Source organism: Acidovorax sp. FG48, assembly GCF_057809085.1.
Genome location: NZ_JBMDJH010000009.1, coordinates 186721 through 201320 on the forward strand (window position 1 = coordinate 186721; position 14600 = coordinate 201320).

Genomic DNA, 14600 nt, shown 5'->3' on the forward strand with positions numbered 1-14600 from the left:
CTCTGGGGTGGCAACGCCATGAGGATTCGTGAAACTCTACGCTGCATCTCTCTCGCGCTCACGCTGGCCGCATGCGTCGCGGCACCGTGCGCTCACGCACAGGCGATGGCGCCACAGCGGGACGGGACCGTCCTGAACGAACGCCATCCGCTCTCCGAAACGAGGATTCCCGACACTGCGTTGGCGCGCGACGCGGCGCGGGCCATCCGCCAGGCGGAGGGCGACCTTTTATTCGAGCACTCGATGCGGGTCTACTACTGGGCCGCCTTGGCCGCAAAGCGCAAGGGCCTGCCCATTGACCCCGAGCTTCTCTACGTCGCTGCCATGTTCCACGACTACGGGCTGACGGCCGGCTATGGAGAGAGCCATCTCCGATTCGAAGTGGATGGAGCCAACGCCGCACGGGAGTTCCTGCGCAGGCACGGCAGGCCGGAGGCCGAAGCCCAAAGAGTCTGGCTCTCGATCGCACTGCATACGACGAATGGCATCTCTCGCCATCTCGACCCCATCGCACAGGTCTTGGCCGAGGGTGCCAACATGGACCTCGTCGGGGCAGGCTTTGGCGACTTCACGAGCGCGCAGCGGCGCGCAGTCGAGGCTGCCCACCCGCGTCCGGCATCGTTCGCGGAAGACTTCCTGCGCGACGTATACGAAAGCCTGAAGCACCGCCCGGAGACGACGCAGGGCACCGGCCTGGCGGACGTCATGGCGTCCCAGGACCCTGCTTTCCAACGCAGGGACTTCAGCAGCCTGGTGCGCCACTCGCCCTGGGCCAGCGGGAACTAGCGGGAGAAGGCGGGGGAGCAGGCGGGAGGGCGCAAGGCTCCGGTCCTCACGAGCGACGCGGAACAGCCGATGCGGGTTGCATCGGCTTCAGCTTTTCCACTACCCAGTCGACGAACACCCTCACGCGCGGAGCGAGCTGGCGCTGGCGCGGGTACATCACGGCGACCGGCATGTGCGGCGGGGGAGACTTCGGCAGTGCCTCCAGCAGCTCACCGTCGGCAAGGTATGTTTCCAGCCGGTATCGCGGGGCCTGGATGAATCCGAGACCCTGGAGGCAGCACGCCGTGTATGCGTCCGTGCTGGTCACCGACACGCGTCCCTTGAGCGTTACGCTGCGCACCTTGCCCCTCACGACGAACGCGAACGGCGAATGCCTGCCCGTCGCCGATGACAGGAAGTTCACCGCCTGGTGCGTACGGAACTGCTCGATGGAGCGAGGCATCCCATGCTCCTCCACGTAGCTGCGGCTGGCACAGGTCACGGTCGGCATCAGCGCCACGCGCCGCGCAACGAGGCCGATGTCGCGCGGCGCACCCGCGCGGACGACGCAGTCGACGCTTTCGCGCAGGAGGTCGACGAGGCGATCCGTCGTGCCGATCTCAAGATCGATCTTCGGGTACCGGCGGCAGAATTCCCCCAGATGCGGCAGCAGAAAGGCTGCCCCAATCGCCCCTCCTAAGTCGACGCGCAGCCGCCCGCCCGGATTCGCCGCCGCGTCCCCGAGCAAGGACTCGGCCTCCTCGACTTCGCCAAGCACGCGCTGGCACCGCTCGTAGTACGCCTGTCCTTCCAGCGTGGGGCTGACATGGCGGGTGGTGCGGTGCAGGAGGCGCACGCCCACGCGGCGTTCGAGCTGCTGGATGGCGTGGGTGGCGGTCGCGCGCGGCAGGTTCATGTCCTCGGCGGCTGCGGTGAAGCTGCCGAGATCCACTATCCGCGTGAACAGCCGCATGACGTCAATGCGATCCATGGAGTTCTCGTATTTGGGTGAGGGGGAAGTGCATAACTGTTTGTGATTATTGAATAGTGATGTCGATGAGGGTCCATTGATCCGCCGTCGCTTACCGCCGACCATGCATCCTGTCGCAAAACACCGAAAGGACTTTATGAACAGTGGAAAAATTGCCCTCGTGACGGGCGGCGGCCGCGGGCTCGGCCGCAACATGGCTCTGCATCTTGCGCGCGAAGGCCACGATGTGATCGTGACGTACAGGACGCGCGCAGACGAAGCCGCGGACGTGCAGGCGCAGGTCGAAGCTCTGGGGCGGCGAGCGGCAATCCTGCCGTTGGACGTCGCTGACCTGGGGTCATTCCCCGTGTTTTCAGCCCAGCTTCGTGAGGTCCTCAAGAGGCATTGGGACCGCCAAACCATCGACTTCCTGGTCAACAACGGGGGCACAAATGGACAGGGCAAGCTCGGCGAAACGGAAGAAGGCGTGTTCGATGCACTCGCAAACGTCCACTTCAAGGGCGTGTACTTCCTGACGCAGCAGCTGCTTGCGCAGATTGCAGACGGAGGGGCGATCGTGTGCGTCTCCTCAGGCCTGACGCGGATCGCGATACCGGGGTACGGCCCGTATGCGGCGATGAAATCGGCCGTGGAAACACTCGTGCGGTACTGGGCCAAAGAGCTCGGCCCACGCCGAATCCGCGTGAACGCGATCGCACCCGGGGCCATTGCCACCGACTTCAGCCGCGAGGTGTATGAAGCCAACCCGCAATTGCCGATCATGATCGCCCAGAACACCGCGCTCGGAAGAATGGGACAGGCGGAAGACATCGGCCCGGTCGTCGCATTTCTCTGCTCGGAGGCGGCTGCATGGGTCAACGCACAGCGGCTGGAGGTCAGCGGCGGGCAGATGATTTGACCCACGCGGGTCTGGAGTGACTTTCCGGGTGACGATGACTTGAGCCGCCTGCAAGTTGTCCTTGCACAGAGTTCAGTTCCATTCCGTGCCCTGGCCGCTGATGATGACGCCATCGCGGTGCCGGGCAACCGCTTTGGCGAGTTGCAACGGCAACGACGTCCACTGCCACCGTTACCACCCGTCGAGGAAAGTCATGACTCCCAGAGAAGTTTCCGGAATACGCATCCCCGATAGTCAGCTCGCTCGCGAGCTGACAGAGTTCGTTCGCGACACCGAGAGCGACCTGCTCTACAACCACTCCTTGCGCTGCTACTGCTGGGGCTGCCTCGCGGGCCGCCGCAAAGAGCTGAAGTACGACGCCGAACTGCTCTACGCCGCCTCGATGTTCCACGACATCGGCCTGACGGCCAAGTACGAGAACAGTCAGCTTCGCTTCGAAGTGGACGGCGCGAATGCGGCGAGTGATTTCCTCCGGAGCCATGGCATTTCCGAAACGGACATCGAGACGGTCTGGAATGCCGTGGCCCTGCACAGCACCCCCGGCATCCCGCAGTTCATGCGAGCGGAGATCGCCCTCGTCCAAGCAGGCGCGGGCATGGACGTTGCCGGGCGGGGATACGATGAGTTCACGGACGCGGAACGCCAGGCAGTGCTTGCTGCCTTTCCCCGCGAAGACGACTTCAAGAGCGGAATCATCGATGCCTTCTACGAAGGCATGAAGCACCGACCCGCCAGCACCATCGGCACCTTCAATGACGACTTCCTCGCGCACAAGGACCCGCACTTCCAGCGGGTCGACATGTGCGCAGTCATCTTCGCGTCGAAGTGGCAGGGTTGATGCCGCTGCGGCTTCAGGAATGCCCTGCTGGCGTCCTGAATTGAGGCGGGGAAGAGGCGCGCAGTGACGAGGCTCGCCGCCTGGAGGACTCGGATGCCCGTTGAAGCGGCGGGCAACGAACGTCGGCTACGCGAACGTGGAGGCCTTCCGCCGCGCGTTCAGCCGGCGGTTCGGCGTGAGTCCACGCGAGGATCGGAAGCAGTTCGCGAACTGAGCACAGTCGCCTCGCGTGCAGGCGCGGCAGGCTCGAAGCCGACGAACTGAGCGAACTCGCGCGCACCCTGTCGCGGCATTCGGACCTGGTTCACCGCCGCCACCGTTTCGGCGAAGCCCATGGACATCCCGCAGGCGGTCAGGTGGTCCGGGGACATGCTAAGGTAGGAAGCGATCACCGGATGGAAGCGTGCGAACGAGACCTGCGGGCACGTGGCGATGCCGCGTGCCCCGGCTGCGATCATCACGTTCTGCACGAACAGGCCAAGGTCGAGCCAGCTGTGTGCCGTCAAGCGCCGGTCAATGCTGAAGAGCAGGCCGACCGGCGCGCCGAAGAAGTGGAAGTTCTTCTCGGTCTGTGCGGCGCGCGCGGCGGCGTCGTGCCGGTCGATTCCGAGACAGCCGTAGTAACGTGTTGCAAAGTCCGCCTGTCGTTCGCTGAATTCCGGGGGGAGCGGATCCGGAAAATGGGGCGACGGGGGCAGACTTCCTTCCCTGAAGCTCGCTACCAGCGCGTCGCCCAACTCGCGCAGGGCGGCGCCCGCCAGCACGTGCACGCGCCACGGCTGCGTGTTCGAATTGCTGGGCGCCGTCGCGGCGGCGTCGAGGATCTCGAGCACCGTCTCTGCCGGGAGCGGGTCCGGTCGGTATGCGCGCGTGGACCGGCGTGACTGCAGCACCCGGTCGACACAGCGCGCAATTTCCGCCTGCGTGCGGTGCTCCGTGTCCATGTCAGTCCTCGGAGCGGAAACCGGAAGCCTGCACGATGGGACGCCAGAACTCCCGCTGGGACTGCAGCTGCTTCGCATACTCGCCGGGCGGAAGCGTCAGGGTTTCCAGGCCGACCTGCTCCAAGGCCGAGCGAAGCGCCGGATCCTTGGCGGCGGTAACAATGGACGCGTGCACCGCCTGCACGGTCGACTCGGAGGTCCCGGGTGGCGCGAAGATCCCATAGTTCTCCACCCCGACGACCTTTGGGTATCCCTGCTCGATGAAGGTGGGTACCTTCGGCAGGAAGGCGGAGCGCTTTTCGCCGGAGACACCCAGGATCCTGAGCTTGCCTTGTTGCAGGTAAGGCAAGAAGTCGGCGACGAACCCGAAGTACGCCGGGATCTGCCCACCGATCAGGTCCTGAATCGCCGGTGCGGATCCGCGATAGCCCACGTGTTGCAGCTTCAGACCCGCAGTGTCGGAGAGCTGGTATCCGAGGAAGTGCGCGAAGGAGCCGGCAGCGGGCGACGCAAAGGTGGCGGAGCTCGGCGTGCGACGCACCCATTCGACATACGTCTGCAGATCGTGAACGCTGGCCGGCGCAGCGCTGCTCACGGCAAACGCACAGGTCGCCGTGACCACTGGCGACACCGGCACCAAGTCTGCCGCTGGATCGTACGCGAGCCGCGCATAGACGTGCGGGTAGATCGTGAGCGCGGATGCGTGCGTGCACAGGAGCACACTGCCGTCCGCGCGCTCGCGTTTCAACTGGCTGTTGGCGATGCGGCCGGCGGCCCCCGCCCGGTTGTCAACGATGTACTGGCGCCCCTGCTTGCGCCAGGCCTCCGTCAGGTGGCGTGCCGTCGTATCGAGGGTTCCCCCGGGAGGATAGCCGACGAGCAGCTTGCCCACGCCCGTCTGGGACAACGCCGGCAGTAGCCAGCCCGCGGCCGGCACGGCCAGGGCGATGCGCGCAAAAGCGCGCCGATTGATTGCGTCCATTCCGCACCTCGCTTCGCTAAATGATTGGTACAGCCGAATCATGGTCGGCTGGCGCGGGAGTTGGAACTGAAGACTTTGCAAGGGCAAAGTGCACGCCGTGCAATTTGCCCTGTGCGCCGCTAGCCGAGCGCCTCCTCGGCAACACGTGCTGTTGCCGCCACCGCTTCGCGCAGCCAAACATGGCCTTCGTCGTGCTCGTCGCGGCGGTGCCAGACCGCACGGATCGTCGACGTTCCTGCCTGATAAGGGGGTTGCCGTCGCAGCAGGTCGCTGCTCTTCGCCAGTGCCATGGCAAGCGAGGCGGGCACGATGGACAGCATGTCGGTCTCGCGCAGCAGAGCGGGGATAGCCAGCGAGTGTGGCACTGTCACACGCGCGCGCGGGACTTCCGCTGCCGCAAGCAGCGCCTCCTCCAGTGCGTGGCGGTCGAACATCTCGGACTGCCGCGCAAGGCCACGCTCCAGAATGAAGCCGCCCACCGCGCCTTCTTCCTCGCCCCCAACGGAAAGCGTGACCAGCGGGAATTTCGCCATGTCTCGGAGGGTGAGCTTGCGGCGCGAGGCAGGATGCCCCTTGCGCATCAAGATCGCTTCGCCCTGCGACATGAGCGTGTGGGAGTTCAGCCGGCCAGGCAGCTGCGAGAAGATGCCGATGGCCAGATCGATGCGGCCCAGGTCAATCTGCTCCGCGAGGTCGAGCCGGGTGAAAGGACGGATGACGAGGTCCACGCCCGGCGCCGAGCGCAGCAGCTCGCGCGAGAGCGGTGCGACGATGACTGCGGTCATGTGGTCATTTGCGGCGATGACGAAACGCCGTGTCGACTGTTGCGAAGAGAAGGGCTCGACGCCCAGTGTGGCCTCGATCCGTCGCAGCGAGTCGCGCAAGGCAGGGGCCATCGCCGCAGCACGGCCGGTAGGGACCATGCCCTTTCCCGTGCGCATGAAGAGCTCGTCCCCCACCAGTTCACGAAGCCTGGCGAGGGCGTGGCTCACCGCTGACTGTGACAGGTGCAGCCGCTTGCCTGCGAGGACCAGGTTGCGTTCCTCGTACACGGCATCGAAGACCTTGAGCAGGTTGAGGTCGGTCCGGCCGATGCTCATATTCGTCCTCCATCCAATGAACGGCATGCATTATGGGCTTGCAGAGAGATCAGTTCCGTTTCCGGGGAAGCTTGCCCATCATTGCGACCAGCCAATCAGGAGCTCACACCATGATCACCGAAACACTCATACAGGACCGCGAGGCCTTGATCGACCGCTGCATACCCTTCCTCGCGGAAGTGAAGGACATGACGGCGAGCACCGAGGTCGAGCGCTGGCTGAACCAGAAGTACGGGCCGGACAGCGAGCTGTACCAGACGCTCGCGAGCCTCGTGAAGAAGGGTGTGGAAGACGGCTGGGCGGCGAATGTGGAGATCGACGGCCCGCACTACCGTCGCAGCCGCATCGCCGAACCTTCGGACAAGACCCTCCACTTCAGCATCACCGCGGTGTACATGGACAGCACGGGGAACGAGCAGGGCCATCCCGACCACCGGTTCCGCGGCCAATACCATGGCCACCCCTACGGCGAGTTCAACATGGTCGTGCCCGTCACGCCCGGTGCAGCCTTGAACGGTCCGAACGGCTGGTGCTTCGGCGGGTGGACCGCGCCCTCGCCCGGCAGCCAGCACTATCCCGAAGCCAAGGGAGGCACCGTCATCGCGCTCTTCTTCCTGCCTTCGGGCCGGATCTCGTATCACGCCGCGCCGCAGGAGTAAGCCATGACCACCAACCCTCGTGAATGGGCCCAGGAGGCCGTTGCGCAATGTGTGGCGAGTGTCGTGCGTTCCCGCCGCGCGGTGCGCGCTTTCAAGCAGAAGCCGCTCGAACGCAAGCTGGTGGACGAGATTCTTTCGGACGCAGCCACCGCGCCGAGCGGCGCCAATGTCCAACCCTGGCGGGTGTATGTCGTGACTGGAGCGGCCAAGGAGGAATTGGCTGCGGCGCTGGTCGCGGCGTCGCGGTCTGGGACGGCTCCCGCGCCCGCGCACTTCCCCGAGCCGCTGCCCGAGGTGTTCCGCGCCAGGCTGCAGGACTTCGGCGCGCGGTACTACGCATCCCTGGGTATCGAACGCAGCGACGCGGAGGCACGCACCCGCCAGTCCGAACGGAACTTCTCGTTCTTCGGCGCACCGGTCGGCCTTCTTTTCAGTATCGACCGCCGCCTGAAGCCGCACAGCTGGATCGATCTCGGCCTCTTCGCGCAGAACCTGATGATCTCTGCCAAGGCGCGGGGTATCGACACCTGTCCGCAGGTGTCCTTCGCCCCATTCCATGACGTGATTGCCTCGCATCTTGGCATGGCACCCGAGGAAGTGACGGCTTTCGGCATGTCCATGGGCTACGGCGACCCCGATGCACCCGTTAACCAGACTGCGATGCCGCGCGAGCGCGTTCAGGACTTCGCTCGCATGGTCGGCTTTCCCGAATGAACCCAGGAGAACTCACTTGAAGAACATACTGCTCGCCTGCGTCGTGGCGGTCACGATGGGCGCACTCGCCCCCGCTTCCGTCTTGGCCCATGAGACGACCGAGAAGGTCACTCCCGCATTCCGGCAATCCATCCCCAACATTCCCGGAAAGTCGCTCATCTCAGTCGTGGTTGACTACGCGCCCGGCGCTGCATCGCGTCCGCACGTGCATGCGAAGTCCGCGTTCATCTACGCGTACGTGCTTTCTGGCGCAATCGAATCTCGGATCGACGACGGCCCTGTGCAGGTCCTGCATGCGGGGGAAAGCTTTTATGAGCCCCCGGGCGCAAGACACGTCGTAAGCCGAAACGCGAGCAAGACCGAGCCTGCCAGGCTGCTCGCCGTCTTCGTGCTGGACACCGGGGACACCCCTCTCACGACTCCCACCACCTCAACCGAATCTTCGGAGAACAAGCCATGACCATGCGTCTCGACTACAACCAACTCGCTCCCGCTGGCGCCAAGGCGCTCGGCACCCTCTATGGCTACGTGTCGCAGAGCGGCCTCTCGCCCGCACTCGTGGACCTCGTCTACCTGCGCGTGTCCCAGATCAACAACTGCGCGTTTTGCCTGGACATGCATACGCGCGACTTGCTGAAGAAGGACTTGCCGATCGAGAAACTCGCGCTGCTGCAGGCATGGCGGGAGGCCGGCGATCTCTTTGACCCGCGCGAGCGGGCCGCACTCGCCTGGGCAGAGTCGGTGACGCGCGTCGCCGACACCGGCGTGCCGGATGAAGACTACGAAGCCGCGCGCGACGTCTTCGCCGAGAAGGAATTGGTGGACCTCACCCTGGCAATCGGTCTGATGAACACCTACAACCGCATGGCGATCAGCTTCCGCAACACGCCGCAGGCCGTCCTGAAGAAGTAGACCTTCGGGCTCGCTCCGAGCCAATTCACCCGCATTTCTTCGTCGCACCGTTGCCGATCCGGCAATGGTGCCGCCGTGTGGCGGCCAATGCTTTGGTGGCCTTTCCCAACGAATTACCTAATACCTGAAATCAAGATGGCAAAAGTCCTCGTCCTGTACCACAGCTTCTACGGCCACATCGAGGCCATGGCGGCAGCCGTCGCGCGCGGCGCGCGCAGCGTTCCCGACGCCGTCGTGGACTTGAAGCGGGTGCCCGAAACGGTGCCCCCGGACGTGTTCCGCGGAGCGGGTGGCAAGGCCGACCAGGCCGCCGCGCTCGCGAAGCCGGAAGAACTCGCCAACTACGACGCGATCGTCTTCGGCGCTCCCACCCGCTTCGGCAACGTCAGCGCACAGATGCGCACCTTCATCGACCAGACGGGACCGCTCTGGATGAAGGGTGCACTCGTTGGAAAGGTGGGGTCCGTGTTCACCTCCTCGGCAACCCAGCACGGCGGCCAGGAGAGCACCATCCTCACGTTCCTCCCGACCCTGCTGCACCATGGCATGGTCGTGGTCGGCCTGCCTTATGCCGAGAGGCGCCAGATGGGCATCGACGAGATCAAAGGTGGCAGCCCGTACGGAGCGGCAACTATCGCCGGTGGCCAGGGCGAGCGCCTGCCCAGCGAGCAGGAGCTGGGCATGGCGGAGTTCCAGGGCCGTCACGTCGCGACCATCGCGACGAAGCTCCACGGCTGAAGCACGCAGCGATATTGCCGGAAGGTCCGGGCGCTGATCGCGTTAGCACGATGGCGGCAGTGCTCCTCGACGCAGTCTCGAAGACGGGACGATTTGACTATTCGTGCGGTGGGAGGGGAGGGGCGTCGGCAGGCGCTGCGCTCCGCCCCACTTGGTCGGTGCTGATCCGCACGCGCACAGCGCGCCGACGTTGCGAAGCTGCTGCACAAGGTTCGTTGTAAGGCCAGCGGATCTCCCATCCCGCCCAAAGATCGACACAGGGGCAGACCATTTCACACATACAGGTCTTGGCACGCTGCTGACCACCTAGACAGTCTGCTTTCCCGGCTTACTGATAGGGAGACAAGGCCGATCTTTGACATGCCAGTCAAGGAACCGTCCATAATCCTCGGCAGGAGGATGTCCGATGGCTGGAATGCGGCAGTTCGATGAGGAAGCGATGCTCGAGCAGGCGCTCGAACTGTTTTGGCAGAAGGGCTTCGCCAACACCACGATGCAGGACCTTGCGGCGGCCACCGGCGTGCAGCGTGGCTCGCTGTACAACGCATACGGGGACAAGGACGCCCTCTTTCTCAAGGTATTTGAAAGGTACCGCCTGCGCTTTCTGGGGCAGGTGGGTGAGGCCTTGGCGCGGCCCAGGCTCCGTGATGCGCTGCGCTCGTTCCTTTCCTTCGTCATCTCCTCCATGACCACCGGCACGCCGACGCGCGGGTGCCTGAGTACGAAGACGGCCCTTGGCAGCGAAGTTCTCGATCCAGCCCTGCAAGGCGCCCTGCGGCTACTGCTGGACGACATCGAGGCTGCGCTGGTGGAGAGGTTCTCGCAGGATGGCGAGTCCGAAAGCCTCCCCATCCCCGTTCGCCAGGCAGCGCGCCTGATCGTCACGTTCACCCGCGGCTTGGTCGTCATTGAGCGGGTCTACGCGGATGAGAAGCGGCTACGCGCAACTGCCGATGCGCTAGTCAAGCTGCTGCTGCCTACCCCAGTTCACTAGCACGCAAGCACAACGCAGTCGGGGCGGCTCCCGTCGATCGCATACCCGTGCGGCCGGAAGGCTCAATATCGCATCATCTTTGACGACTTTGTCAAACATGACAACATTGACAAATATGAACACCCCAACTTCCTCTGCCGCTCGCGCGGCCGCACCAGCGCCTGCGCCTGGCCTCGCCGTCTATCCGCTAATTGCGGCTGGCTTGTGTGCCAGCCTGATCGGTATCGGTCTTGCCCGGTTCGCGTATACCCCGCTGATCCCTCCGCTGATCGCCGCAAGGTGGTTCACTGCCGACGCCGTGGTGTTCCTGGCAGCAGCGAACCTGCTCGGCTACCTCTTGGGCGCGATCGGTGGAAAACGCTTGGCATCGGCGATCGGGTCGGTTGCCACGCTTCGGGCGATGATGCTTGTGACGGCGTTGTCCTTCCTGGCCTGCGCCATGCCGGTATCCCCGACCTGGTTCTTCTCGTGGCGGCTGGTCTCGGGAGTCACCGGCGGGGCCATCATGGTCCTGGTCGGAAGTGTGGTGCTCCCCCACGTGCCAGCGGCGCGCAAGGGGATGGCAGCCGGAGCGATCTTCCTTGGCTTGGGCCTGGGCATCGCGGCCTCGGGCACGATGGTGCCTCTACTGCTGAGAGCCGGCCTGAGCGCCACCTGGATCGGACTTGCCGTCGTCTCGCTGATTCTGACGTTGCTCACGTGGGGCGCGTGGCCGCACAATGCGCGGCCGCCGAAACTCGAGGCGGTCATGCTGCAGCGTGAGGAGCGCCGATCCTTGCTGCACATCTATGGCCAATATGGCCTGATGGCGATCGGCGTTGTGCCGTCCATGGTGTTCCTGGTCGACTACGCCGTGCGCGGCCTGCACTGGACCGTGAACGGTGGCGCATTACTCTGGATCGTGTTCGGTATCGGAGCTCTGGTCGGCCCTCTTTCTTACGGAGCTACTGCCGATCGGCTCGGCTTTGCGCGGACCATACGCCTCACGCTTGTGCTGCAGGTCGTCGCGGGAGCCACTCTGGTTTCTGCAACGTCGGCATGGATCATCACACCCGCAGTCTTCCTGCTTGGGACGTTCCCGCCGGGCGCCGTACCTCTCGTTCTCGGCCGGGTCAACGAACTAGTCAAAGGACCGCCAGCCGCGCAGCAGGCGGCCTGGGGCCGGGCCACTATGGCATTCGCATTGGTTCAGGCTGCTGCGGGCTACGGGGACAGTGCGCTGCTGACCTTGACCGGGGGGAACTTCAAGCTCCTGTTCGCGGGCGCGGCCGCAGCGTTCGTCGGAGCGCTTGTGTGGGATCTCGTGACCAGCCCGTCGAGTTCCAAGTCAAATCGAGGAGCACACACGGAACGGTCATCCAACTGATCCAGCCGTATGCGGAGGGCGCAAAGTGGCTATCCGAAGCAACGCGGTTGGGAAGGAACACCATGCGCCCGTAGCTTGTCAGTTCAAAGCGGTCGGCACGGTCGCGCGAGTGATAGCGCGTTTGGCCTCGCTTTGGAATGGTGAGCCACCAAGCGGCGGCCCGGACAATCAGAGTTAACTGAGGCAACGTCCACCCAACAACTGGCCCTGGGCGTCACGATGCGGAGCATCAGACTGCGCTGTAGAGACTTCCAGTATGAAGGCGGCCCCGGCCCCACCGTCCCGGTCTTTTCTGACCAAAATCGCATGTAGAAGAGGCCAACGATGAGCAGCAGAATGTTCACGGCCCAACGAACTCTTTTCGACTTCCACACGGCAAGAAGCACCCTGGCACGCACCCTTGCGGCGATTCCGATCGAAGCGGGCTCGTCGAGCATTACATTCATGGACCACTGCAGTCAATAGACGAAAGACGAGTCGCGTTGGACACGCGGCACGCATAGGCGCCCTGCCACGCGCGAGCGCTGAGGACATTCGCACGCCAGGAGTAACGCCGATGGCGCAGCCAAGGCTTCACCCATGTGTTAGTGCCGATGCAATCTTGACCAGCTAAACCGCAAATTGCCAATCCAATATTGACCAGGGTGTTCCACTGACCTGCTGAGAATTTCAGCAGGGGATTCAAGGTGATCACCATGGACATGATTGGCAAGGTCAGGCGCATGAGGCTGCGCGACCAACTCTCTCTCAGCGAGATCGCAAAGCGCACGGGCCTGTCGCGCAATACGGTCAAGAAGTGGCTCAAGGCGCCCGGCGATGTTGTGCCGAAGTACGAACGGGTGAAGCTCGATGGCAAGCTCACGGCGTTCGAGCCGGCCCTGCACCAGGCGCTCACGACCGACAGCCATCGCCCCAAGCAGGGACGGCGCAGCGGCCGTGCCTTGTTTGCTCAGATACAGGCCCAGGGCTACCGCGGCGGCTACAGCGCCGTCACCGACTACATCCGGCGCTGGCGGGTGCCCGCAGCCACGGCACATGCTGGCGCAAGCTGATCTGCATGTGGGGCAGGCCGACGGCTTTGCAGCGATTGCAGCCGTTCGCACCTTGCCCACTAACGGCTACTCTTGGCCAAAAACCGCCGCTCAGCTCAAGCATGCAGAGCGACCGCTTCCCGCAGACCTGAACGACTGCAACGCCCGAAGCCGGCCTTCGATGGCTTGTGGAAGCAGCCCCTCGCGCGGCCCCTCCTGCTTCGTGCCTTTTTTAACACCGCTCCTCATGACGGCTCAGCCGATTGAGACTTCAGTGCTCAGCGCCCCTGGAGCAGGATACTTCAACCAACATTTCAGCCGGCTACCACGTTAGAGACTCCGTTTGCCCAGTTCACCTGCCTGACTGAGTAAAGCATCGCATGCGCTTCGTGCAAGTTTCGTGGCTCCGTTGAACCACTTGCGAGCGAGCATGATTACAGTGTCGGGAAAATTGACGAGGAGCAACTCTTGGCGGACGCGTTCGAACAGATCAAAGAAGACCTCGAAGATGACGAAGACAGCGAGGTCGATGTAGAGGGTGCTACGAAAAAAATTGTCCCACAAGGTGCCCCTGAATGGACCGAGTTGGGTGAAAAGCAAGGCCAGGACCCACTTGGCATGCAAGCCTTATGCATTTCCCTCTACCAATCGTTGGTGCCAGGCATCAGCAATGTGACACTGAGAGTCCGCTACTACGGGTTCTATGCTTGGCTTAGTTGGCGATACTCCGTTGACGTGCGGAATGGCTCAGTGGCTGAGTGGCGCCGTTATCTCCGTAGGGCTGAAGCCCTCTGCGCGCTCATCTCCCGACATTTGGACCCCAGCGAAAGCGGCATCTCCGGCTCTATTTGGGCACGTCGTCTGCTGCGTAGTGACCAAGAGATGTTGGAGTTTCACTCGGCGACGGACCAAGAGAAAGGGCTCACGCAGTATCTTCGGCAAGACAACGGAGCTTTCGGTGCCGCGTATGGCTCCCAGATAGAGGAGATTGGACTGCTCGAAAAGAACGGCGAGAAGCACAAAATTCCCTTGGCTAGCAAGGAAGGGTTGGCAATGGCTCGCGTCTACGCAGAGAGCGTTGGCGCTGCAGGTGAAAAGTTTTTAGAGGTGGCGGCCGCCGGTGTCGTAAGCCGCGCACAGCTGACGGAACTTGCGCCAATGTCCTTAGGGTACGTGGAGGGTGCCGAGCGGCAAGCCTACGAAACCCTGCTGTTTAGTGACTCCTCGAATTCCTCGGAAGCCGACAGAGCCCGCAGAATGACGCTGGAGCTTGTGCTTCGCATAACGGAAAAGCTCGGCAGAGAGCCCAACGCCAGGGAAATCCGGTGGGCAGCCTACTCTGGCCGCACCTCCGACGGAGAGTCGCTCGAACTGCCTGGCGAGGAGTTGGGAGACCACCGCTTCAAGTGGTTCGTGTACCACGCCAATGATTTACTCCACATGGCGTACGAAGGTCTGTTCAAGTTCACCCTACAGCGCCTGTCCAAGCATCCTGCGGGGCTACGTCCTGAGACGCTGCTCCGCTACGTCGTAAGCGACCTGATGCACGAATGGGCCGACGCAGCTGAAACTTGGCATCATCTGACCGATAGGGTCGAACTCGCGGAAAATGCTTGGCGGTTTCAACAACGAAGTGCGCCAGTCCCCAGTGTAAGTGGGGTCACTTTG

The 14600-nt window shown here is 63.6% G+C and carries 16 protein-coding genes and 1 pseudogene; 12 read left to right on the plus strand and 5 right to left on the minus strand.

The features are described from left to right. Positions 1–18 precede the first annotated feature (18 nt). The gene (locus ACODSU_RS14960; RefSeq protein WP_488842828.1) at positions 19–786 is read left to right on the plus strand and encodes an HD domain-containing protein; all 768 of its coding nucleotides are present in this window, start codon (positions 19–21) and stop codon (positions 784–786) included. Between the two features lie 46 nt (positions 787–832). Here the strand turns inward: ACODSU_RS14960 and ACODSU_RS14965 are convergent, their stop codons facing one another. Continuing rightward, positions 833–1756 (minus strand): LysR family transcriptional regulator, encoded by a 924-nt coding sequence (locus ACODSU_RS14965; RefSeq protein ID WP_488842830.1) that lies wholly within the window; start codon positions 1754–1756, stop codon positions 833–835. 103 nt (positions 1757–1859) lie between these two features. Here ACODSU_RS14965 and ACODSU_RS14970 point away from each other — a divergent pair, with 103 nt between their 5' ends. Both ACODSU_RS14970 and ACODSU_RS14975 read left to right on the plus strand, forming a co-directional pair. Next, complete coding sequence (locus tag ACODSU_RS14970; RefSeq protein ID WP_488842832.1) at positions 1860–2654, plus strand: SDR family NAD(P)-dependent oxidoreductase; 795 nt, start codon at positions 1860–1862, stop codon at positions 2652–2654. A gap of 193 nt (positions 2655–2847) precedes the next feature. After that, positions 2848–3492: an HD domain-containing protein gene (locus ACODSU_RS14975; RefSeq protein ID WP_488842834.1), complete on the plus strand. Its 645-nt coding sequence runs from the start codon at positions 2848–2850 to the stop codon at positions 3490–3492. A gap of 158 nt (positions 3493–3650) precedes the next feature. Here the strand turns inward: ACODSU_RS14975 and ACODSU_RS14980 are convergent, their stop codons facing one another. The 3 genes from ACODSU_RS14980 to ACODSU_RS14990 form a co-directional block, all read right to left on the minus strand. After that, the gene (locus ACODSU_RS14980; protein WP_488842836.1) at positions 3651–4436 is read right to left on the minus strand and encodes a nitroreductase; all 786 of its coding nucleotides are present in this window, start codon (positions 4434–4436) and stop codon (positions 3651–3653) included. 1 nt (position 4437) lies between these two features. Further along, positions 4438–5418 carry a tripartite tricarboxylate transporter substrate-binding protein gene (locus ACODSU_RS14985; protein WP_488842838.1) on the minus strand — a complete coding sequence of 327 codons (981 nt, stop codon included), beginning with the start codon at positions 5416–5418 and terminating at the stop codon, positions 4438–4440. Between the two features lie 119 nt (positions 5419–5537). Beyond that, positions 5538–6518, minus strand: a complete 981-nt coding sequence (locus ACODSU_RS14990) for a LysR family transcriptional regulator (RefSeq protein ID WP_488842840.1) — start codon at positions 6516–6518, stop codon at positions 5538–5540. 110 nt (positions 6519–6628) lie between these two features. Here ACODSU_RS14990 and ACODSU_RS14995 point away from each other — a divergent pair, with 110 nt between their 5' ends. From ACODSU_RS14995 to ACODSU_RS15025, 7 genes are all read left to right on the plus strand, one after another. Then, the gene (locus ACODSU_RS14995) at positions 6629–7177 is read left to right on the plus strand and encodes a 4-hydroxylaminobenzoate lyase (protein WP_488842842.1); all 549 of its coding nucleotides are present in this window, start codon (positions 6629–6631) and stop codon (positions 7175–7177) included. A gap of 3 nt (positions 7178–7180) precedes the next feature. After that, the gene (locus ACODSU_RS15000) at positions 7181–7891 is read left to right on the plus strand and encodes a nitroreductase (protein WP_488842844.1); all 711 of its coding nucleotides are present in this window, start codon (positions 7181–7183) and stop codon (positions 7889–7891) included. Positions 7892–7946: 55 nt separating this feature from the next. After that, the gene (locus ACODSU_RS15005) at positions 7947–8351 is read left to right on the plus strand and encodes a cupin domain-containing protein (RefSeq protein WP_488842868.1); all 405 of its coding nucleotides are present in this window, start codon (positions 7947–7949) and stop codon (positions 8349–8351) included. After that, a complete protein-coding gene (locus ACODSU_RS15010) occupies positions 8348–8803 on the plus strand; it encodes a carboxymuconolactone decarboxylase family protein (protein WP_488842846.1) in 456 nt (151 codons plus the stop codon). Before ACODSU_RS15005 ends, ACODSU_RS15010 begins: the two co-directional genes overlap by 4 nt. A 135-nt stretch (positions 8804–8938) precedes the next feature. After that, the gene (wrbA, locus tag ACODSU_RS15015) at positions 8939–9541 is read left to right on the plus strand and encodes an NAD(P)H:quinone oxidoreductase (RefSeq protein WP_488842848.1); all 603 of its coding nucleotides are present in this window, start codon (positions 8939–8941) and stop codon (positions 9539–9541) included. Positions 9542–9947: 406 nt separating this feature from the next. Then, positions 9948–10535 carry a TetR/AcrR family transcriptional regulator gene (locus ACODSU_RS15020; protein WP_488842850.1) on the plus strand — a complete coding sequence of 196 codons (588 nt, stop codon included), beginning with the start codon at positions 9948–9950 and terminating at the stop codon, positions 10533–10535. 115 nt (positions 10536–10650) lie between these two features. Then, complete coding sequence (locus ACODSU_RS15025) at positions 10651–11901, plus strand: YbfB/YjiJ family MFS transporter (RefSeq protein WP_488842852.1); 1251 nt, start codon at positions 10651–10653, stop codon at positions 11899–11901. 442 nt (positions 11902–12343) lie between these two features. On the opposite strand, the gene ACODSU_RS15030 is transcribed toward ACODSU_RS15025, so the two are convergent. Beyond that, on the minus strand, positions 12344–12598 hold the full coding sequence (locus tag ACODSU_RS15030) for a hypothetical protein (RefSeq protein ID WP_488842854.1): 255 nt from the start codon (positions 12596–12598) through the stop codon (positions 12344–12346). On the opposite strand from ACODSU_RS15030, the pseudogene ACODSU_RS15035 reads away from it, so the two are divergent. Together ACODSU_RS15035 and ACODSU_RS15040 are read left to right on the plus strand one after the other, a co-directional pair. Next, positions 12597–12917: pseudogene (locus ACODSU_RS15035) on the plus strand (helix-turn-helix domain-containing protein); the annotation flags it as partial. The gene ACODSU_RS15030 and the pseudogene ACODSU_RS15035 overlap by 2 nt on opposite strands. Before the next feature lie 483 nt (positions 12918–13400). After that, positions 13401–14600, plus strand: a 1200-nt coding sequence (locus ACODSU_RS15040) for a hypothetical protein (RefSeq protein ID WP_488842856.1), incomplete at its 3' end; no start/stop codon positions are given.